Genomic DNA, 20107 nt, shown 5'->3' with positions numbered 1-20107 from the left:
TATGGAGTTACAATTTTTAGGAACTGGAGCAGGGCAACCCTCAAAGAAACGTAATGTATCAAGCATCGCTTTGAAAATGCTTGATGAAATTAATGAAATTTGGTTATTTGATGTGGGAGAAGCCACACAGCATCAAATTTTACGAACAAATATTAGATTGCGTAAAGTCACAAAAATATTCATTTCCCACAATCATGGTGATCATATTTTCGGCTTGCCTGGATTGCTGGCAACAAGATCATTTCAAGGAGATGTTGGTCCCATTACCATTTATGGACCTGCAGGTCTAGAGCAATTTGTTAGAACAGCTTTAAAAATTTCACGTACAAAAATTAGCTATCCTATTAAGTTTGTTGTTTTAGAAAATGGAGGATTAATTTTTCAACAGAATGGTTTTAGAGTATATGCAGAAAAATTAGCCCATCGGGTACCTAGTTTTGGCTATCGAGTGGTTGAAGATGACCGTCCGGGAGAACTTTTAATGGATAAATTAGCGCAATATAATGTACCTAATGGGCCTTTACTTGGTAAACTTAAAAATGGTGAAAAAATTGTTCTAGATAATGGTACTATATTAGATGGAAATGATTTTTTGGGCCCTAACAAAAAAGGTAGAATTATTACTATTATTTATGATACACGTGCTACTCCTGCAATAGCACAACTAGCACAGAATGCGGATGTTTTGGTGCATGAATCTACTTTTGCCGGTAATGAGGCAGATTTAGCTCATTCATATTACCATTCTACGGCAGTTGAAGCAGCGAAGGTTGCACGTGATAATAATGTTAAACGTTTATATTTAAATCATATTTCTGCTAGATATTTAGGAGCTAAAGCCAAAAAGCTGGAAAATCAGGCACAAAAGATATTTGCAAATACAAGATTAGCTAATGATTTTGACCGAATTGTAATTCCGATGAAAGGAGAAAAAGATGAGTGATTCTCTTAGAAATAAAGTAGTTGTAATAACAGGAGCTTCAAGTGGGATAGGCCATTCTATCGCATTGGAAAGTGCTGGCAGAGGAGCAACAGTTATTTTAATTGCCAGAAATAAGGCAAAGCTGGAAAAGGTAGCTTCTGAAGCACATGAGTTGTCAGGAGCTGACTCTTATACTATAGTGACTGACATTAGTCAAAGCGACCAGATAGATGCTGCTTTTACTAAAATTATTAATTTAACTAAGCATGTTGACTATTTAGTTAATTGCGCAGGCTTTGGCAAATTTGAAAATTTTGTAGAGTCAAACCGTCGTGAAGTTACAGCCATGTTTCAAGTTAATGTTTTAGGATTAATGTATTTTAGCCGCTTAGTTGGTCGACTAATGATGGAACAAAAATCCGGACAAATTATTAATATTGGTTCAATAGCAGGTAAAGTTCCTACTGTAAAGTCAGCTGCATATAGTGCATCAAAAGCAGCTGTTATTCAATATTCGAATGTTTTGCGTTTGGAACTAAAACCATTTGGAGTTAAGGTCATGACGGTTAATCCCGGACCGGTTTATACAAATTTCTTTAATATTGCTGATAAGAGTGGGCATTATGCTGAAAGCGTACAAAAATTTGTCATGGATCCGGATGATGTTGCCTGGCAAGTGGTTCATTTCTTTGGTAGTAATAAACGTGAGCTCAATTTACCAGTTAGTTTAGCAATTTTGGCTAAATTATATAACCTGTTTCCAACGATAGGTGATGAATTATCGCTGAAGTTTGCCTCAAGAAAGTAGTGCAGAGTATGAAAAGTAAAACAAAACAGATTAAGCTCATCTTTACATTGATTTTAACCTTACTGGCTGTAATTTTCGTTGTTTTAAATACGAATAATGTTGCCATTAATTTTGGCTTATTTCAGTTCAAATTGCCTTTGATCATTATTTTAGTATTGATGATCATTATCGGAGTTCTAATTGGTTATTTTTGGGGTTCTTATGGTCATAATCAAGACAAGAATAACTAATATAGCTTGATTTATTTGGGATACAATAGTATCATTAACAAACGTGAAGTATTTTGGGTACTTTTAAGTAACCTAAAATCGTAATTCTACAAAAAAGGAGATCAGTTAAATGGCAGTTCCTAAAAGACATACTTCTAAGCAAAAGAAACGTTCACGTCGTGGTCATATTAAGTTAACTGTACCAGCAATGCATTATGATGCAACTACTGGTGAATATCGCTTAAGCCACCGCGTTTCACCTAAAGGATATTACAAGGGTCGTCAAGTTGTTAGTCAAACTAACTCAAATGACAATCAATAATTAAAAGACACCAAAAACGGGTGTCTTTTTTTATTTTAAAAATTAGGCAATTCCCCATCTAGGAAGAGGAAAAGGTGAAATGAAACTCGTATTCTTACATTCAAGTGATATTCATGGCTTTATTTTTCCCACGGACTATCAAGAAAAAAATAGTTATGCTGCTTCTTTTGGATTAAGCAGATTGAGCAGCATAATAAAGCAGCAGCGAAATAAACATGGTGCTGAAAATGTAATTGTGACTGATTCAGGTGACTGTCTTCAAGGCTCACCTTTAGCGGCTTATGTACATGAGTCGAATAGTGATGCCAATTTAAAAGCATTTGCAGATTGCTATAATCTCATCGGGTACGATATCAGATGTTTAGGCAATCATGACTTTAATTTTGGATTAGGCTATTTAAAAAAATATTTAGCTTATAGTAAAGCTACTTTTTTAAATAGCAATATATTGGCTGAAAAAAATGATCTGCCGGCCTTTGGACAAGATTATATCATTATCAATAAAAACGGTATAAAGGTGGGAATTATTGGTATTACTACACAACGGGTACCGTTTTGGGAGCCAGCAGACCACGTTGCAGGATTAAAATTTAAATCTGCTTTTGAGCAGGTTAAGCAAATAACAGCTTTTTTAAGGCCTAAAGTCGATGTCTTGGCTGTGCTTTATCATGGCGGTTTTGAAGCAGATCTTCACACAGGAACACGCAAGGAGCCACAAACAGGAGAAAATGAAGGATATCGTATTTTACAGGAAATTCCTGATATTGATGTAATGCTGACAGGGCATCAGCATCGAAGACTAAATATCGTAGACCATAAAACTGCCATTGTACAACCAGGTTATCGCGGAGAATCTGTCGGTAAAATAGTGTTGGATATCGACCAGCGAAACAAGGAAATAAAAGCAATGTCTACTGAATTGATTGACTCTCAAAACTATGAATCTGATTGTGAAATTAATGCTTCCAGTTTGTCACTGGAACAGAAGGCACAAAAATGGCTTGACCAGCCAATTGCTTATTTAGATGAACCTGCTCTTATTTTAAATGCTGATGAAGCTAGGATTAAGGGTTCACCGTTTATTAATTTATTGCAGGATATGCAATTATATTTTACAAAGGCTGATGTCTCAGCAACAGCTTTGATGAGTGAAACAGCTCAAGGATTTAATAAAAATGTTTCAATGCGTGATATTTTGCTAAATTATCCTTTTGCTAATCAATTATGTATAGTTAAAGTAACCGGGAAAGAACTACGCAATATTGTCGAATATTCACTAAAATTTTTAATTAAGGATAAAAGGGGCAAAATTATGTTTGACCCTCAGTATCGCAATCAGCTTTTTAATTTTGATGTTTTTTACCCGCTTAATTATGAAGCGGATGTTCTGAGACCTGTTGGGAGTCGCTTAACTAAGTTTGAATTAAACGGGCAACCAATTTTAGAGCAAAAAAAGTATCGTTTGGCCGTTAATAATTATCGTGCTATGGGCGGTGGCTTCTACCCTAATTACAATATTAACAAGATTGAAAAAATTCTGGATAAAGATTATGTGGAAATGTTCAAAGAATTTTTGACTAAAAATCATCCAAAGATTAATTTGTCACACAATTATAGTTTTAAGTAAATAAAAAAGTCATTAGGTGAGAGCTAATGACTTTTTTATTTACTTAAGTTTAGAATACTTACTTTTGTCTTTATGAGAATGTGCCGTGATTGTGGGGATAATGGCTGCGAATAACAGACCAAAAATCAAACCAACAATAGCAGCTTCACTTAGATTAAAAACATGTTGGGTTAGAGGAGCGGCAATAAAGCCTACAATTAACATGTAAACAACGCTCCAGCAAATAGTTACGATATAACGACCCATAGCGTTTCCTTCTTTCATACCCTAGAATTTTAACAAATATTATGCAGGTTTTCAATCCAAAAGATAGCTTTTTGGTATACTTATTTATATGGAAGGTGAACTGAATATGAAATACGCTGCATTGCAAAACCTTAGCTCTTTTACCCTTTTAGACAGTCCGATAAAAATCAAAGATTTGCTGACTACTGCAAAGGAATTAGGTTATGAAGCTGTAGGCTTAACTGATATTAACGTAACCTATGGATTAGTTAATTTTTTTGAAGTGGCCCAAAAAGTTGGGATTAAACCACTTTTAGGGATGCAATTAAGGCTAAGTGGATTAATTGACAGTGCTCACCAATATGATCTTATCGCTTTAGCAAAGACTGATGAGGGTTATCGAAATATCTTGCGTTTATCAAGTAGAATTAACCTTTTGACAGACAACAGTAATAAGCAAAAAATTTTAACTATTGCGGATTTGAGCAAGGATTTAAATAATTTGATATTTATTATACCGGCAAATTTGCATAGTGAGTTATTAAACTTGCAGATGCAGAATGAAAGTTTAGGAACAGATTTTTTGCGTCATTTAATTAGCATAATACCTAAATCTAGTTCCTTATATATCGGAGTTTATGGCAGTGAAAGACAAAAAAATTACATACAATATGTCAGAGCGCTATCAAAACAGTTTGATTTACCACTAGTTAGCGTTGAGGATACCTGTTATTTAAAACCTCGCGATCAGTTTTTACGTAAAACTTTACAAGCTATAAAAAAAGGTGAAGTTTTGCAAGATATCACAGACTTAGCTAAACAATCTGGCTCACATTATTTGCCTGCTATTGAGGAATTGAGCGAACGCTATCATAAATTAGGTTTAGATGAAGCTTTAGAAAACACAGAAAAAATCGCCTCTGTCTGCAATGCTAAAATTATATTTCAAACTCCAGTTTTGCCGAAATATAAACAGGATCAATATTCAACTTCCAAGGATTTTCTGCAATTTTTGGCTAAAAAGGGTTTACAAAATCGTTTTGGTCAACGTAAAGTTCCCGCTGATTATCAAAAACAGCTAAATTATGAATTACAAGTAATAGATCAAATGGGCTTTAACGATTACTTTTTGATTGTTTGGGATGTTGTAAACTACTGCCATCGAGTTGGAATTGCGATGGGTCCAGGCAGAGGATCAGCTTGTGGCTCGTTAGTTTCCTATTCTTTAAATATCACAGAGGTTGATCCAATTAAATATAACTTGCTATTTGAGCGTTTTTTAAATCCTGCCAGACACGAAATGCCAGATATTGATTTGGATATACCAGATAATCGTCGTGATGATGTCATAAAATATATGTTTAATAAATACGGCATGGATCATGCTGCTCAGATTCTCACATTTGGGACTTTGGCAGCTAAGCAAGTTTTGCGTGATACTGGCAGAGTATTTGGTCTTCAAGAAATGCAATTAAGTGAGTGGTCTAAAAGCGTACCTTTCGCAAAAGGCAAAATAAGTCTGGCTCAGGCTTATAAAGAATCCAAAAAAATGCAAATGCTGGTGAATGCAAATGACATGAACAAGTTGCTTTATGAAACGGCAAGTGGATTAGAAGGCCTGCCACGCCACTATTCAATCCATGCTGCTGGTTTAGTTCTTAGCGATAATTCTATTGCTGCCATTGCCGGCTTGCAATCAGGACAATTGGGAATACCGATAACTCAGCAAACAAAAAAATATGTAGAATCACTAGGATTATTAAAGATAGATTTTTTAGGCTTAAGAAATTTAACTATTCTTGGTGATACGGAGAAAATGATTCGCGAGCAAGGAAAAAAGATCGATGTTAATCAGATCCCCCTAGATGATCCGGCTACTTTAAGTATTTTTCAAAAGGGTGAGACGGAACTCGTCTTTCAATTTGAATCAGGTGGAATTCGCAATGTTCTGCGTGAATTGCATCCAGATAATTTTGAAGATTTGGTAGCAGTCAATGCACTTTATCGTCCGGGTCCAATGCAGAATATCAAAACTTTTATTGCACGCAAGAAAGGCATACAGAAAGTCACATACCCTGATCCTAGCTTAAAACCAATTTTGTCTTCAACATATGGTGTTTTGGTTTACCAAGAACAAGTTATGCAAACTGCACGAGTTCTGGCTGGCTTTTCTTTAGGAGAAGCCGACATTTTACGCAGAGCAATGTCAAAAAAAGATCAAAAGGTTATTGACCAGGAAAAATCTAAATTTATCAACGGTGCAGTAAAAAACGGCAGGACTGTTCAGGTTGCGACCCGTGTATATGACTATATTGAGCAATTTGCCAATTATGGTTTCAACCGTTCACATGCCGTTGCGTATACGATGATCGCATTTTGGCTCGCATACTTACAAGTTCATTATCCAGCTGAATTTTATGCCTCTATGCTTAATTCTAATATTGGCAATCAAAATAAGGCGAATGAATATATAATGCGCGCTCAAGAGGATGGCGTAAAAATTTTGCCACCTGACATTAACAAAAGTGATTTAGCTTATCAGGTAATTGATGGGCGGATTTTGGTTGGTCTACGAGCAATTAAAGGGGTTAGAATAGATTTTCTTAAAGAAATAATTGCAAAGCGTCAAGCGAAATCTTTTGATTCTCTTAGCAATTTTTTACGTCAGATTGATGTCAAATTTATTAAAGCTAATAGCATTACGAATGTGGTTGAATCTTTAATTAAATCGGGATGTTTTGACCAGCTTAACAAAAATCGGAACGAATTATTACAGAATTGTCCTGAAATAATTGAAAATGTTAAATTGACAGGGGAAAATCTCGCTTTATCAGAAGGGCTAGGTGGTGTTCCCATTAAGCCCGCTAAAGAACCTAGCAAACAAGAAATGGCTTTGATGGAAGAAAAAACTTTAGGCTTTTCTACACTCACTTCTCCATTAATTACCGTTCAAAAATATGCTCAGAAGTTTAATGCTAAATCATTAAATGAGTTTCAAATTCATGAAGACGGAATAGCTGTCGGCAAACTTATGTCATTAAAACTTGTGAGGACCAAAAAGGGTCAAACAATGGCTTTTGGCAGTTTTGCTGATACCACCAATAAGCAGGATATTGTAATTTTCCCTAATGTTTATGATAAAATTCAATCGAATTTAAAGGAGGGTAATATTTATTTATTAGGCGTTAAAGTTCAAAATGATCGTTTCGACTCAAGTAAAAAACAATATATTTTAACTAATTTAAAAGTTGTAAATTTAAAAGAGTAGAGTTTTTTGAGTAAGCGTGAACAAACAGCTGATGTTAACGCTAACATCGAAAAAGACTGTCAAATCAAGAACTTTAATCATTTTTTGTGAGATTTTTTCGTGAAAGAATGTTAAAATTTAGTGGATGTGAGAAATTACACAATAAATCTTGATGAGGTGAATTCATGAAGCGAATTGGAATTTTAACGAGCGGTGGCGATGCTCCTGGCATGAATGCAGCTGTTAGGGCTGTTACCAAAACTGCTATTCATCACGGACTTGGTGTTGTTGGTATTCGTTATGGTTATGCCGGGCTTGTAGCAGGCGACTTTGTTACTTTGACTGCTGAAAATGTTGATCATATGATCAACATGGGCGGTACTTTTCTTTATAGTGCCCGTTACCCTGAGTTTGCACAAAAAGAAGTGCAAGAAAAAGGGGTTGAACAATTAAAGAAGCATGATATTGATACCGTAATTGTTATCGGTGGTGATGGTTCTTATCATGGTGCACTGGCATTGACTCGTTTAGGGATTAACTCTATTGGTTTGCCAGGAACAATTGATAATGATATTCCATACACTGAGTATACTATTGGACTTGATACTGCCTGCAATACGGCAATGCAAGCCATTGATAGAATTCGTGATACTGCCAGCAGTCATCATCGTGTTTTTGTCGTTAATGTTATGGGTCGTAATTGTGGCGACATTGCTATGCGTGTTGGTTTGGCAAGTGGTGCTGATGCAATTGTTGTTCCAGAAAGAAGTTATGACATTAAAGCAATTGCTGAAAGATTAAAGCGCGGTTTTAAAGATGGCAAAGATAATGGTATTATCATATTGGCTGAAGGTGTCATGGATGCCGCTGATTTTAGAACAGAACTTCTAAAATACGGCGAATTCGATTGCAGGGCTAATGTAATTGGTCATATGCAGCGCGGTGGTGCACCAACGGTTACCGATAGGATTAATGCTACAAAGATGGGAAATTATGCGGTTAAGTTACTTCTTGACGGTAAAGGCGGTTTAGCTGTCGGCATGGAGAATGGACAATTAGAAACCCATGATATTCTTGATCTTTTTGATGAAAAGCATGCCAGTGAAGAATCGTTAATTGATATTAATGAAGAAATGACTAAATAATTAGTCGATTTTGGGGAGATTTTTAAATAATGAAGAAAACTAAAATTGTTAGTACCTTAGGGCCAGCTTCAAATGATATTGAAACTATTACAGCTTTGGCTAAGTCAGGCGTAAATGTATTTCGTTTCAACTTTTCACATGGTGACCATGCTGAGCATCTTTCACGAATGAAAATGGTTCGTCAAGTTGAAAAAGAAACTGGCTTAGTACTTGGTATTGCATTGGATACCAAAGGTGCTGAGATTAGAACCACTGATCAAGAAGGTGGCAAGTTTACCATTAATACTGGAGACCAAATTCGTGTGTCGATGGATGATTCTAAGCCTGGTAACAAGGACATGATTCACGTTACTTACGAAGGTCTTTATGGTGATACTCACGTTGGTGGTCACGTTTTAATTGATGATGGTTTAGTTGACTTATTAATTAAAGAAAAAGACGAAGAAAAGAAAGAATTAGTTTGTGAAGCTCAAAATACGGGTGTTATCGGTTCTAAGAAGGGTGTTAATGCACCTGGCGTCGAAATTCGCCTCCCAGGAATTACTGAAAAAGACACTGATGACATCAAGTTTGGTTTAGCTCATGGCATTAACTTTATCTTTGCTTCGTTTGCACGTAAGGCGCAAGACATTCTTGATATTCGTAAGCTTTGTGAAGATGCTGGCTGTGATTATGTTAAGATTTATCCTAAGATTGAATCACAAGAAGGTATTGATAATGCAGATGAAATCTTACAAGTTTCAGATGGTTTAATGGTTGCCCGTGGTGACATGGGTGTTGAAATTCCGTTTATTGATGTGCCATTTGTTCAAAAAGATTTAATCAAGAGGGCAAACGCACTTGGTAAGCCTGTCATTACTGCTACTCAAATGCTTGACTCAATGCAAGAAAATCCTCGTCCAACTCGTGCTGAGGTTTCCGATGTTGCTAATGCCGTTCTCGATGGTACTGATGCGACTATGCTTTCTGGTGAATCAGCTAATGGTTTGTACCCAGTTAAAGCTGTTTCTGCTATGGCAGAAATTGATGAAAGAACTGAACAAGAACTTCTTAAGCGTAATACTCTAGCTCTTCAAAGATTTGAAGAATATAAGGGCTCGAATGTTACTGAAGCTATTGGCGAATCTGTTGTACGGACAGCTCAAGAATTAGGCGTTAAAACCATTATTACTGCAACTAATTCCGGTTATACTGCAAGAATGATTTCCAAGTACCGTCCAAATGCTAACATTTTAGCTTTAACTTTTGACGAGAAGATCCAACACTCACTTGGCATTTCTTGGGGTGTTCAACCTTTGCTTACTGAAAAACCTGCTTCTACTGATGACATGTTCGAAGTAGCAGCTAAAGTTGCTAAAGAACAAGGTTATGTTCAAGATGGTGATTTAGTAATCATTGTTGCTGGTGTTCCTGTTGGTGACTCAGGTACAACCAATTTGATGAAACTACAGATTATCGGCAGCAAGCTAGCTCAGGGACTTGGCGTTGGTAATGGATCTGTTGTTGGTAAAACAGTTGTTGTTAACAGTGCTGAAGAAGCTATTAGCAAGGTTAAAGAGGGAGATATCATGGTTGCCAGAACCACTGATCCTGATTACATGCCTGCAATTAAGAAGGCATCAGGGTTAGTTGTGGAAGCATCAGGTTTGACTTCACACGCTGCTGTTGTTGGTTTGTCATTAGGAATTCCGGTTGTAGTTGGAGTTACTGATGCAACAGAAAAGATTGGCAGCGGTATTACTATTACTGTTGATGCTCGTCGTGGTGCTATTTATCAAGGCGAAGTTTCAAATCTTTAATTAAAAGCAAGAATCAAAATAGCCAGTGATTGTTACTGGCTATTTTTGTTTGTTTTAAAATTTAGGCAAACGAATGGTAAATTTAGATTGACTAATGTCAATTTGTTCCTTTAAAATGATATACTTGTTATCAGATCCCATTCTAGATGTAGGAGAAAAATCATGCTTGGCACAATTGCAACTGGAAAAATAATAGACCAAAACGAAGAATCTTTTTTTGTTCAAATCGACGGCATTACTTATGAACTTAAAAGAAAAGAAATAACACAGGAAGAAAAGCCACAGCTCGGAGATCAAATCAAGGGATTTTTATACGATGATAAGCAGCATAATCGTGAAATGACGCAGTTTTTACCTTTTGCTCAAAAAGACCAATATGGCTGGAGCAAAGTTACCGAAGTAAAATATAATTTAGGTGTTTTTGTCGATATTGGCTTGCCAGATAAAGATGTTGTAATTTCAATGGACGACTTGCCTTATGACAAAGAGCGTTGGCCCCAACCTGAAGATCAGCTTTTGGTTCATCTTGAAACAGATGAAAAAAATCGTATTTGGGCAAAACTGGCGGATGAGAATATTTTTGAACAGTTGGCAGCTCATTTTCCTAGTGATATGAAGAATAAAGATATTTTTGGTACTGTATATTCTGCCCGTGAAGTAGGTGCATTTATAATCACCAAAGAGTATTATTTAGGTTTCGTTCATTCATCACAAATGGCACGTCCCTTGCGTTTGGGGGAGCAATTCAGAGGCAGGGTGATTGGTATCAGCCAATATGGTCGCTTGAATTTGAGTACTCTGCCACGAGCTTTTGAAGAAATTGATGATGATGCACAAATGATTTTAATGAGTTTGCGCAGGAAGAAAGATAAGACTTTGCCTTTTTACGATAAATCTGACGCACAGGAGATTAAAAATTATTTTGGTATCTCCAAATCGGCCTTTAAGAGAGCTTTAGGACACTTACTTAAAGCTAAATACATAAAAGAAGACAAAGATGCTGGTTCCATCTCATTATTAAAAGATCCAGAAGATGCCCAAAATGACTAATTTATCAGAACAAGTTGAAGATTATTTAAGATATAGTCAGGTTGAACGTGGCCTGAGTAATAACACAATTACAGCATACAGACAGGATCTAACTTCATTTATAAGTTTTCTACAAAAGGAAAATTTAACTTCCTGGCCTACTCAAGCTGTTGACATCGATGCTTTTTTGGCAGAACAACGCGATCAAAAAAAGGCCACAAGTTCTATTAGCCGCTTAATTACTAGTTTGCGTAAGTTCTACCAGTGGCTGGTAAGACAGAATATTCAAAAGCTCAATCCAATGCTTGAAATAGATTCACCTAAAAAGCGTCGTACTTTGCCAGTCGCTTTGACAGTTAATGAAGTTAATAATTTGCTTGAACAACCTGATACTAAAAAGCAATTGGGTTTGCGTGATAGAGCCTTACTTGAAACTTTGTATGCAACTGGGATTAGAGTAAGCGAATTAATTAATCTCAAGTTTACTGATTTGCATGAAGAACTGAAACTGGTCAAAGTTTTTGGCAAGGGATCAAAAGAGCGATTAATTCCAATTAGCGAAGTAGCTTTAAGTTGGATAGACAGCTATAAGGAAAAAGTTCGTGATCCATTAATATTAAAAATTGGCAAAAACACTGATTTTATTTTTCTTAATAGCAGGGGAGGCTCTTTAACAAGACAAGCCGTTTGGCAAATTATTAAGCATTATTGTAAAATGGCTGGTATTCAAAAAAATGTTACTCCACATACTTTAAGACATACTTTTGCAACACATTTATTGGAAAATGGGGCAGATTTACGTGTTGTCCAAGAAATTTTGGGACATTCAGATATTAGTACAACTCAAATTTATACAAATTTGTCCCAGAAACATATTTTACAAGTTTATGAAAAAACGCATCCTCGAACATAAGGTGATTAAATGCTAATTGAATGTAAAAATGATAAGGAAAAGGTAGCTATGGGCTTATTATCTTATCTCTCTGATTTTAAAAATCTGGCTAATCTCAAGGATGAAATTCAATTAAATAAAAGTAGTGCCGAGTTTTGCTTATATCTCTATCGTTCAAAGGCTCCTAATTTTATAGGGGTGGTAGGTACACAATCAAGTAAACATTTTGTAATCATTCGTTATATTTCTTTTGCTCCTGATTATCGTAAAGCTAAGTACGAAGCTAAAGCAGTTCAAGAGTTGGCACAAAATAATCCCAGCAAAGTTATTACGGCTGTTCCTGAATATATTTATTTAATTAAGTATCTAAAAAAGGATATAGAAAAATGAGTGATAATCTTACCCTTGAACTGCCTAACTTTGAAGGTCCTTTGGATCTGCTGTTACATTTAATAAAAGTGCAAAAAATTGACATTTATGACATTCCAATAGCTCAAATTACAAGCCAATATCTAGCTTATTTGCACCAAATGCAAAAACTTAATTTAAAAATTGCAGGAGAATATTTTGTTATGTCATCGATGCTTTTGCGAATTAAGTCTCAATCTCTTCTTCCGCAAAATGATTTTACTGAAGAAAATGATGAACAAGAGGATCCAAGAGATGAATTGGTACAGCAGCTTATTACTTACTCGGTTTTTAAAAAAGTTTCAGCATACTTCAAAAAGCGCAATGAGGAAGTCCCAATCACTGCTGCTAAAGAGGAAAGTGCACCAGAAAGCAAAAAAATTCAGCCTTTGCCAAAAGGACAAATTACTTCTACTGAATTAGCTAATACTTTTATTATTATTTTACAAAGACTGAAAATCAGACAGCCTGATATTGTTTCAGTTGAAGTAAAGGAAACTTCCGTCAAAGAAATGAGTACTTTCTTGCAAGAGGAATTGACACGAAACAAGCAGTTAAGTTTTTTTGCCTGTTGTCAAAAAATGAAAACTTTATCTGATGTTATTGGTTTGTTCCTTGCACTGCTTGAACTTTGTAAAAAACAGGAAATTCGGGTAAAACAAAAGAGGATGTTTGGTGACCTGAACTTGGAAAGAGTTGGTAGTAATGATAAGTAAAATGGCGCAGTTAGAAGCGCTATTATATGTTGCCGGCGATAATGGCATTGAAAGCAGCAACTTATGCGAACTTTTGCAGGTTGGCAAACCTGCATTGCGAGAAATAAGCAAAAATTTACGAGAAAAATTACAAAAAAATCCTGATTCAGGGTTACAAATCCAGCATCTCAATGATGTTTACAAATTGACAACTAGACCAGAAGTTAGTAAAACAATCGAAAATTTTTTTCAAAAAGATTTATCAAAGAGCTTAAGTCAATCGGCATTGGAAATACTATCTATTATTGCATATCGGCAACCAATTACACGTGTAGAAATAGATGACATCAGAGGCGTAAATTCGTCTGGGGCTCTGCAAACTTTAATCTGGCGTGGATTAGTTAAAATTAATGGAAAAAAAGATGCGCCGGGTCATCCTAATTTATATGTAACAAGTGAGTATTTTTTGCAATACTTTGGGTACCAAAGTCTGGCTGATTTACCATTAATAGAAGATTTCGAAGATGATAGCATTAATAGTGAAGGTGAAATAGATTTGTTTGCAGCTAAAGGACAAGCTGATAAAAATATTGCAAAAACTCAAAAAGGAGCAAAATAATGGTTTTAGAACGGTTGCAAAAGGTAATTGCTGAGGCAGGAATTGCCTCACGGCGCAAGGCTGAAAAAATGATTTCTGAAGGTCGAGTCACTGTTGATGGCAATGTAGTAACTAAACTGGGTACTAAAGTGGATACTTTTAGTAATATTACGGTTGATGGTGAGCCCATTGAAAGAGAAAGTTTGCATACTTATCTCTTTTACAAGCCTAGAGGAGTGGTCTCAACTGCAAATGATGATAAGGGGAGAAAAACAGTTGTCGATTATTTTAAAGATTTGCCTTATCGACTATATCCAATCGGCAGACTAGACTATGATACTTCTGGATTACTTTTAATGACTAATGATGGTGAACTGGCCAATTTATTGATGCATCCGCGAAACAATGTAGCCAAGGTTTATGTTGCCAAGATTTCTGGAATCCTTACCCTAGATGAAATCAGTCAGCTGAAGCATGGAGTCAAAATTGATCGACATCGCTGTGCTCCTGCAAAAGTTAAGGTTATTAGGACTGATCGTAAAAAGGACAATCAAATAGTGCAATTGACAATTCATGAAGGTCAATATCATCAAGTAAAAAGAATGTTCAAGGCAGTTCACCACCAGGTGGAGAAATTAGCACGCGAGAAATACGCTTTTCTTACACTTGATTCTCTTATTTCAGGAACATACCGAGAATTGTCTCATGAAGAAGTTGACAGATTAAAAAACGTAGATTAGTATAGTATGTGAAATTTGATAAATAAGTTTGTTGTCTTCATGGCAGGGTGAAAGTCCCGACCGGTGGTGTAAGTCCACGACCCACGCAAGTGGTGGAATCTATTGAGATACCGATAGTTAGAGTCTAGATGAAAGAAGACAGACTAAACTAAAAGCCAAGATCTTAAGCTTACTTTTACTCGGTCTGTTGCTAGAAGCAACAGACCGAGTTTTTTTGGAGGTAAGAATTTTGCAAAAAAAAAGCAGAAATAATTTAGTTAATATTTTGGCTTATACTTTAATTGGTACAATTGCCTATGTATTAATGCTTTTGGAGATACCATTGCCAATAACTAGTTTTCTAAAATTTGACTTCTCGGATGTAGTAATTACAATTGGGACATTTTTATTCGGGCCCGGACCTGGTATCTTTATCGCTTTTGTCAGAATGCTGATCAATTTAATATACAAAGGCTTTGCTTTGCCAAGTTTAGTGGGTCAGTCTGCGGCTTTTCTGGCATCAATATCTTTTGCTTTGCCATTTTATTATTTAACAAAAAATATTAGCAAAGACGAAAAGAATTTTTCTAAAAAATATTTAAAACCAATTTTAGGGATTGTTCTCGGTATTATAGCTATGGCATTTGTACTTTCTGTACTGAATGCGTTGGTTTTAACGCCTTTTTATGCGGTTACCACTGTGCCTAATTTGCCGACAATACATGGATATTCTGGTTTGCTTTCTTTTACTGAAAAGGTTTACTTGGGTAAGCTGCTACACATTCCATCAATGAGTGCATATATTTTTGGCATTATAGTTCCATTTAACTTGTTAAAAGGAACAATCAACGGTGTCGTAGTTTATTTATTATTTGAAACTGTTCTGAGAACTTTCAAACCTTTTGTAAGGAAAAATTTTAATCTTAGAAATTAAATCTTAAAAATATTGTAAATCGGTCTAGTAAATGACCGATTTTTTTGTCCACTTAAATGTTAAATATGCTAAAATTAAACAGGTTAGGTAAGGAGGTTTTTCAGATGAATAATAACTCAAAAGAACCATATCAGCATTATAAGCGTCCAAAAAAGCCGAGAGTAGAAACTTATTCTTCCGTATCAAAAGGCTGGATTGCTTTGATAATTCTGATTGTAGTTATTCTTATCGGTCTTGTTCCTGTGGTTCATAATTTGGCATCAAACAATAGTTCAAATGAAAAAGCAGTTGAAGTACGTAAAGCTGCCAGAAAAGAAAATACTAAGAAAAAAGATACTAATAAAAAGGCTACGGTTCAGCCTGTAAAAAGTAAAGAAACCAAAGCCAAGGCTAAACCAAAGACAAAATCATCTAAAAAAACTCCAAAAAAGCCTAAAAAGAAACATGTTGTGATTAAACAATATGTCGTACAAGAAGGGGATTCCTTAACTAGTATTGCCCGCCATTTTAACATTTCAGTTGGCCAATTGGCAGAGTTGAATCAACTTGATCCCAATAGCCAGGTGGATACAGGACAAACTTTACGAATTAGATAATTTAGAAAGGACAGGGACTTAAGTCCCTTTTTTATTGGAATGCAAATAGCAATTGATGGTCCAGCTTCAGCTGGAAAAAGTACTGTAGCAAAAATTATCGCCCATAAGCTTAATTTTACATATATTGATACGGGGGCAATGTATCGGGCTTCGACTTGGATTGCACGAGAAAATAACATTGATTACGGCAATGAAAAAGGTATTTTAACTGCCATTGATCATGAAAAAATTGAATTTAAATTTAAAAATGGTCAGCAAAAAATATATGCCGGTAATAAAGATATTACTCAGGCAATACGTACTCCTGATATTTCTGCCAATGTTTCTCAAGTTTCGGCATTAGCCGGAATCAGGGAAAAAATGGTCAGTCTGCAAAGGCAAATGGCCGGCAAAATGGACGTTGTGATGGATGGACGTGATATTGGAACTACGGTTTTGCCCAACGCTGCAGTAAAGATATTTTTGGTTGCTTCAGTTCATTCTCGCGCTGAAAGAAGAATGCTAGATTTTAAAGAAAGAGGGATTAAAACTAATCAGTCTCTTGAAGAAATTGAGCACGACATTTCAGAAAGAGATTATAAGGACTCACACCGAAAAATTTCACCATTAAAAAAGGCCCAAGATGCTATTGAAATAGACACTACTTCTATGAGTGTTGATCAAGTGGTAAATGCAATTTTATCAGAAATTAAAAAAAGTCAAAAAAAACTATAAAAAAGGGTATAAAACAGTAGAAAAATATCAAACTTTCATTTAAAATTAGAGTATGATATTGGGAGGTAAATAATGTCAGAAAACAGTAATCAATTTTTAGATGCATTAAAGCAAATGCAAGGAGTTGAGGTCGGAGATATTGTAGATGTTGAAGTATTAGACGTTGAAGAAGGTCAAATCGATGTTGGTGTTGAAAATGCCGGTATTGAAGGTGTAATTCCTCGTCGTGAATACACTTCGGATCGCAACGTTGACCTACGTGAAGCAGTTAAGCCTGGAGATAAGCTCAAAGCTTTGGTTTTGAGAAAAGCTGGCGGTGACAAAGAAAACGGAGAATTCTTCTTCTCAGTTACCCGCTTAAAGGAAAGAGAAGCTTACGATGAATTGCAAAAGGACTTTGAGGAAGGCAAGACAATTGAAGGTACAGTCACTTCTTCAGTTCGTGGCGGTTTATTAGTTGATGTGGGTACAAGAGGATTTCTACCTGCTTCATTGATTTCAAATCGTTATGTTTCAGACCTTAAGCCATTTATTGGTAAAACGATGAAACTCAAGATTACAGAGATTGATCCAAGTAAGAACCGTTTAATCCTTTCTCACAAAGACTTAATTGAAGAAGAACGTGAAGAAGCTTTTGATAATGTTGCATCACAATTAGTTGTGGGTGACGTTGTTGAAGGTAAGGTTTCTCGTCTGACTAACTTTGGTGCTTTTGTTGATGTAGGTGGTGTGGACGGATTAGTTCACATCTCCGAGATTTCATATAAGCATGTTGACAAGCCAAGCGATATTTTAAAGGCAGGTCAAGATGTAAAAGTTAAAGTAATTGGTATTGATGATGATAGACATCGCATCTCCCTTTCCATTAAGCAAACTGAACCTTCTCCATTCGAACAAGCTACAGCTGACTTACACGAAGGCGATGTATTTGAAGGTGAAGTTAAGTCTTTAACTAACTTCGGAGCTTTTGTTGAAGTTGCTGATGGTATTCAAGGTTTAGTTCATGTTTCAGAAATATCATATAAACACGTAGACAAGCCTAGTGATGTTTTAAAAGTTGGTCAAAAAGTTAAAGTCAAAGTTTTAAATATTGACCCTAATGAACGTCGCATTTCACTTTCTATGAAAGCTGCTGAACCTAAGAATTCTGATGGTGAAGGAAATCGCTCACATAATTCTTACAATCACAATTCAGTTAACAAGAAGTATATGAATAATGATGACAGTGGCTTTGCTTTAGGTGACATCATTGGTGATCAATTAAAGGATCGTCATTAAATTTAATAAAAAAGCCGACTTTAGAGTCGGTTTTTTTATTTGTAAAAGGAGGCTGAAAAATGGTTTTACCTGTAGTTGCAATTGTAGGACAGCCTAATGTTGGTAAATCAACGCTTTTCAACCGTATTATTAATCAACGTTTAGCAATAGTGGAAGATAAACCCGGGGTTACCAGAGATCGTAATTATGCTCCAGCTGAGTGGTTAGGTCATAAATTTGATTTAATAGATACTGGTGGAATTACCTGGGAAGATAGTAATATTGAAGAAGAAATCAGAGCACAGGCAGAAATAGCAATTGAAGAAGCCGACGTCATCGTATTTTTAACTAATGTTACAAATCATGTTACTGATCTAGATGAACGGATAGCTCAGATGCTTTATCAAACAAAAAAACCGGTGATTTTAGCGGTTAACAAAGCAGATAATCCTGAACAGCGTATGGACATTTATGACTTTTATAGTTTAGGTTTTGGTGATCCGATTCCGATTTCGAGTGTGCATGGTACAGGTATTGGAGATTTGCTGGATCAAATAGTGGCCAGCTTGCCCAAAGACATAAGCTTGAATAATAATGAGCAAATATCATTTAGTGTTATTGGTCGACCAAATGTAGGTAAATCCTCAATTGTTAATCGTCTAGTAGGCGAAAAAAGAGTGATCGTTAATAACGAGGAAGGAACTACCCGAGATGCAGTCGATACTCCATTTAAAACGCAGGATGGCACAAAATTCAGAATTGTAGATACTGCTGGCATAAGGCGTAGAGGAAAAGTTTACGAAAAAACTGAAAAATATTCTGTAATGAGAGCAATGGGTGCCATTGAGCATTCTAATGTTGTATGTTTGGTACTTGATGCAAGTACAGGCATTAGGGAACAGGATAAACATGTTGCAGGATATGCTCATGATGCTGGACGAGGCATCATTATTTTAGTCAATAAATGGGATTTACCAAGGAAAACCAGTAATAGCGGCAAGGACTTTGAACAAACTATTCGAACTGAATTTCAGTATCTTGACTATGCTCCAATCTTATTTGTTTCTGCTAAAACTGGTCAAAATATAGAAAAGATTCCGAAGCTAGTACAAAAAGTTTATCGAAACCAACAACAAAGAATTAAGTCTAGCGTATTAAATGATTTATTATTAGAAGCAAGTAAATTGGTTCCAACACCAATGATTAAAGGCAAGAGATTACGAGTTTATTATATGACCCAGGTATCTATTAATCCGCCGACATTTGTAGTTTTCGTAAATGATCCAGAATTAATGCACTTTTCTTATCAACGCTTTTTGATCAATCAGCTACGTGAAAATTTTGATTTTGACGGAACCCCAATTAAGATAATTGCACGAAAAAGAAAATAGTTTGTATCTACCAAATACATAAAAATCACATTTTTAGTTTAAATTGCTTGTTGTATCAGGGGTTTTGTGCTATTTTGAAATCAAGGAAATAGTGATTTAAATAATCATTTATTCCTTGTTTCTCAATTGAGGAATTAATTAGGAATCTTAAAATAAGATTCAAGTTTCAGGAGGTGATTTCCCAATGGCAAATAAGGCAGAATTAGTCACTGAAGTTGCATCAAAGACAAAATTAACTAAAAAAGATGCAGCTGCAGCAGTTGATGCAATTTTTAGTTCTATCCAAGATGATCTTTCTAAAGGTAAGAAAGTACAATTAATTGGTTTTGGAACTTTTGAAGTGCGTAAGCGTGCAGCCCGTAAAGGACGTAATCCACAAACTGGCAAAGAAATTCAAATTCCAGCAAGTGTTGTACCAGCATTTAGACCCGGTAAAGCTCTTAAAGAAGCTGTTAAATAGCTTAATAGTTTTATCTAAAAAGATGGTGGCTAATTCGCCATCATCTTTTTGTGTGTTATCATTTAAACTGATTAATCGCCACAGTTGGCTAATATAGATAGTAGTAATGG

General features: G+C 35.6%; 21 protein-coding genes and 1 riboswitch. Of the genes, 20 read left to right on the top strand and 1 reads right to left on the bottom strand.

Features of this window, described 5'->3' with window-relative positions; all coding sequences use genetic code 11:
* Window position 1 precedes the first annotated feature (1 nt).
* The 5 genes from rnz to ERK18_RS06355 all read left to right on the top strand — a co-directional run bounded on the left by rnz (window position 2) and on the right by ERK18_RS06355 (window position 3888).
* Window positions 2–943 carry a ribonuclease Z gene (rnz, locus tag ERK18_RS06375; RefSeq protein WP_187154752.1) on the top strand — a complete coding sequence of 314 codons (942 nt, stop codon included), beginning with the start codon at window positions 2–4 and terminating at the stop codon, window positions 941–943.
* On the top strand, window positions 936–1730 hold the full coding sequence (locus ERK18_RS06370) for an SDR family NAD(P)-dependent oxidoreductase (protein WP_187154751.1): 795 nt from the start codon (window positions 936–938) through the stop codon (window positions 1728–1730). The genes rnz and ERK18_RS06370 overlap by 8 nt, the downstream gene beginning before the upstream one ends.
* Window positions 1731–1738: 8 nt before the next feature.
* On the top strand, window positions 1739–1960 hold the full coding sequence (locus ERK18_RS06365) for a lipopolysaccharide assembly protein LapA domain-containing protein (RefSeq protein ID WP_034979276.1): 222 nt from the start codon (window positions 1739–1741) through the stop codon (window positions 1958–1960).
* A 109-nt stretch (window positions 1961–2069) separates the two neighbouring features.
* Window positions 2070–2261: a 50S ribosomal protein L32 gene (gene rpmF, locus ERK18_RS06360; RefSeq protein ID WP_034979275.1), complete on the top strand. Its 192-nt coding sequence runs from the start codon at window positions 2070–2072 to the stop codon at window positions 2259–2261.
* A 79-nt stretch (window positions 2262–2340) separates the two neighbouring features.
* Window positions 2341–3888 (top strand): bifunctional metallophosphatase/5'-nucleotidase, encoded by a 1548-nt coding sequence (locus ERK18_RS06355; RefSeq protein WP_187154750.1) that lies wholly within the window; start codon window positions 2341–2343, stop codon window positions 3886–3888.
* A gap of 39 nt (window positions 3889–3927) precedes the next feature.
* On the opposite strand, the gene ERK18_RS06350 is transcribed toward ERK18_RS06355, so the two are convergent.
* On the bottom strand, window positions 3928–4134 hold the full coding sequence (locus ERK18_RS06350; protein WP_034979269.1) for a YjzD family protein: 207 nt from the start codon (window positions 4132–4134) through the stop codon (window positions 3928–3930).
* A 106-nt stretch (window positions 4135–4240) separates the two neighbouring features.
* Here ERK18_RS06350 and ERK18_RS06345 point away from each other — a divergent pair, with 106 nt between their 5' ends.
* The 15 genes from ERK18_RS06345 to ERK18_RS06275 all read left to right on the top strand — a co-directional run bounded on the left by ERK18_RS06345 (window position 4241) and on the right by ERK18_RS06275 (window position 19997).
* Window positions 4241–7381: a DNA polymerase III subunit alpha gene (locus ERK18_RS06345; protein WP_187154749.1), complete on the top strand. Its 3141-nt coding sequence runs from the start codon at window positions 4241–4243 to the stop codon at window positions 7379–7381.
* A 164-nt stretch (window positions 7382–7545) separates the two neighbouring features.
* Window positions 7546–8505: a 6-phosphofructokinase gene (gene pfkA, locus ERK18_RS06340; protein WP_045928041.1), complete on the top strand. Its 960-nt coding sequence runs from the start codon at window positions 7546–7548 to the stop codon at window positions 8503–8505.
* 29 nt (window positions 8506–8534) lie between these two features.
* A complete protein-coding gene (gene pyk, locus ERK18_RS06335; protein ID WP_109586247.1) occupies window positions 8535–10304 on the top strand; it encodes a pyruvate kinase in 1770 nt (589 codons plus the stop codon).
* Window positions 10305–10466: 162 nt separating this feature from the next.
* Window positions 10467–11354, top strand: coding sequence for a CvfB family protein (locus ERK18_RS06330; RefSeq protein WP_187154748.1), 888 nt, complete (start codon window positions 10467–10469; stop codon window positions 11352–11354).
* Window positions 11347–12246 (top strand): site-specific tyrosine recombinase XerD, encoded by a 900-nt coding sequence (gene xerD, locus ERK18_RS06325; RefSeq protein WP_122052362.1) that lies wholly within the window; start codon window positions 11347–11349, stop codon window positions 12244–12246. The genes ERK18_RS06330 and xerD overlap by 8 nt, the downstream gene beginning before the upstream one ends.
* Before the next feature lie 9 nt (window positions 12247–12255).
* Window positions 12256–12615 (top strand): reductase, encoded by a 360-nt coding sequence (locus ERK18_RS06320; RefSeq protein WP_187154746.1) that lies wholly within the window; start codon window positions 12256–12258, stop codon window positions 12613–12615.
* Complete coding sequence (locus tag ERK18_RS06315; protein ID WP_187154745.1) at window positions 12612–13349, top strand: segregation and condensation protein A; 738 nt, start codon at window positions 12612–12614, stop codon at window positions 13347–13349. Before ERK18_RS06320 ends, ERK18_RS06315 begins: the two co-directional genes overlap by 4 nt.
* Window positions 13339–13947 carry an SMC-Scp complex subunit ScpB gene (gene scpB / locus ERK18_RS06310; RefSeq protein ID WP_045928047.1) on the top strand — a complete coding sequence of 203 codons (609 nt, stop codon included), beginning with the start codon at window positions 13339–13341 and terminating at the stop codon, window positions 13945–13947. The genes ERK18_RS06315 and scpB overlap by 11 nt, the downstream gene beginning before the upstream one ends.
* On the top strand, window positions 13947–14666 hold the full coding sequence (locus ERK18_RS06305; RefSeq protein ID WP_187154744.1) for a pseudouridine synthase: 720 nt from the start codon (window positions 13947–13949) through the stop codon (window positions 14664–14666). Before scpB ends, ERK18_RS06305 begins: the two co-directional genes overlap by 1 nt.
* A 29-nt stretch (window positions 14667–14695) precedes the next feature.
* Window positions 14696–14810, top strand: a riboswitch (FMN riboswitch).
* An 82-nt stretch (window positions 14811–14892) separates the two neighbouring features.
* Window positions 14893–15579: an ECF transporter S component gene (locus ERK18_RS06300; RefSeq protein ID WP_187154769.1), complete on the top strand. Its 687-nt coding sequence runs from the start codon at window positions 14893–14895 to the stop codon at window positions 15577–15579.
* Window positions 15580–15683: 104 nt separating this feature from the next.
* Window positions 15684–16175, top strand: coding sequence for a LysM peptidoglycan-binding domain-containing protein (locus tag ERK18_RS06295; protein ID WP_187154743.1), 492 nt, complete (start codon window positions 15684–15686; stop codon window positions 16173–16175).
* A gap of 39 nt (window positions 16176–16214) precedes the next feature.
* Window positions 16215–16889, top strand: coding sequence for a (d)CMP kinase (cmk, locus tag ERK18_RS06290; RefSeq protein ID WP_045928050.1), 675 nt, complete (start codon window positions 16215–16217; stop codon window positions 16887–16889).
* A gap of 72 nt (window positions 16890–16961) precedes the next feature.
* Window positions 16962–18167, top strand: coding sequence for a 30S ribosomal protein S1 (rpsA, locus tag ERK18_RS06285; protein ID WP_187154742.1), 1206 nt, complete (start codon window positions 16962–16964; stop codon window positions 18165–18167).
* A 59-nt stretch (window positions 18168–18226) separates the two neighbouring features.
* Entirely contained in the window at window positions 18227–19537 is a 1311-nt protein-coding gene (gene der, locus ERK18_RS06280) for a ribosome biogenesis GTPase Der (protein ID WP_187154741.1), read from the top strand.
* 184 nt (window positions 19538–19721) lie between these two features.
* Window positions 19722–19997 carry an HU family DNA-binding protein gene (locus ERK18_RS06275; protein WP_034979230.1) on the top strand — a complete coding sequence of 92 codons (276 nt, stop codon included), beginning with the start codon at window positions 19722–19724 and terminating at the stop codon, window positions 19995–19997.
* Window positions 19998–20107 lie beyond the last annotated feature (110 nt).

It is taken from the genome of Lactobacillus kimbladii (assembly GCF_014323605.1).
GTDB lineage: Bacteria > Bacillota > Bacilli > Lactobacillales > Lactobacillaceae > Lactobacillus > Lactobacillus kimbladii_B.
This window is presented reverse-complemented; position numbering and strand designations above follow the sequence as displayed.

Bases quoted from the DNA above. Each gene is read 5' to 3' on its own strand.
- rnz (WP_187154752.1), top strand. From the start codon at position 2: ATGGAGTTACAATTTTTAGGAACTGGAGCAGGGCAACCCTCAAAGAAA.
- ERK18_RS06370 (WP_187154751.1), top strand. From the start codon at position 936: ATGAGTGATTCTCTTAGAAATAAAGTAGTTGTAATAACAGGAGCTTCA.
- ERK18_RS06365 (WP_034979276.1), top strand. From the start codon at position 1,739: ATGAAAAGTAAAACAAAACAGATTAAGCTCATCTTTACATTGATTTTA.
- rpmF (WP_034979275.1), top strand. From the start codon at position 2,070: ATGGCAGTTCCTAAAAGACATACTTCTAAGCAAAAGAAACGTTCACGT.
- ERK18_RS06355 (WP_187154750.1), top strand. From the start codon at position 2,341: ATGAAACTCGTATTCTTACATTCAAGTGATATTCATGGCTTTATTTTT.
- ERK18_RS06350 (WP_034979269.1), bottom strand. From the start codon at position 4,134: ATGGGTCGTTATATCGTAACTATTTGCTGGAGCGTTGTTTACATGTTA.
- ERK18_RS06345 (WP_187154749.1), top strand. From the start codon at position 4,241: ATGAAATACGCTGCATTGCAAAACCTTAGCTCTTTTACCCTTTTAGAC.
- pfkA (WP_045928041.1), top strand. From the start codon at position 7,546: ATGAAGCGAATTGGAATTTTAACGAGCGGTGGCGATGCTCCTGGCATG.
- pyk (WP_109586247.1), top strand. From the start codon at position 8,535: ATGAAGAAAACTAAAATTGTTAGTACCTTAGGGCCAGCTTCAAATGAT.
- ERK18_RS06330 (WP_187154748.1), top strand. From the start codon at position 10,467: ATGCTTGGCACAATTGCAACTGGAAAAATAATAGACCAAAACGAAGAA.
- xerD (WP_122052362.1), top strand. From the start codon at position 11,347: ATGACTAATTTATCAGAACAAGTTGAAGATTATTTAAGATATAGTCAG.
- ERK18_RS06320 (WP_187154746.1), top strand. From the start codon at position 12,256: ATGCTAATTGAATGTAAAAATGATAAGGAAAAGGTAGCTATGGGCTTA.
- ERK18_RS06315 (WP_187154745.1), top strand. From the start codon at position 12,612: ATGAGTGATAATCTTACCCTTGAACTGCCTAACTTTGAAGGTCCTTTG.
- scpB (WP_045928047.1), top strand. From the start codon at position 13,339: ATGATAAGTAAAATGGCGCAGTTAGAAGCGCTATTATATGTTGCCGGC.
- ERK18_RS06305 (WP_187154744.1), top strand. From the start codon at position 13,947: ATGGTTTTAGAACGGTTGCAAAAGGTAATTGCTGAGGCAGGAATTGCC.
- ERK18_RS06295 (WP_187154743.1), top strand. From the start codon at position 15,684: ATGAATAATAACTCAAAAGAACCATATCAGCATTATAAGCGTCCAAAA.
- cmk (WP_045928050.1), top strand. From the start codon at position 16,215: ATGCAAATAGCAATTGATGGTCCAGCTTCAGCTGGAAAAAGTACTGTA.
- rpsA (WP_187154742.1), top strand. From the start codon at position 16,962: ATGTCAGAAAACAGTAATCAATTTTTAGATGCATTAAAGCAAATGCAA.
- der (WP_187154741.1), top strand. From the start codon at position 18,227: ATGGTTTTACCTGTAGTTGCAATTGTAGGACAGCCTAATGTTGGTAAA.
- ERK18_RS06275 (WP_034979230.1), top strand. From the start codon at position 19,722: ATGGCAAATAAGGCAGAATTAGTCACTGAAGTTGCATCAAAGACAAAA.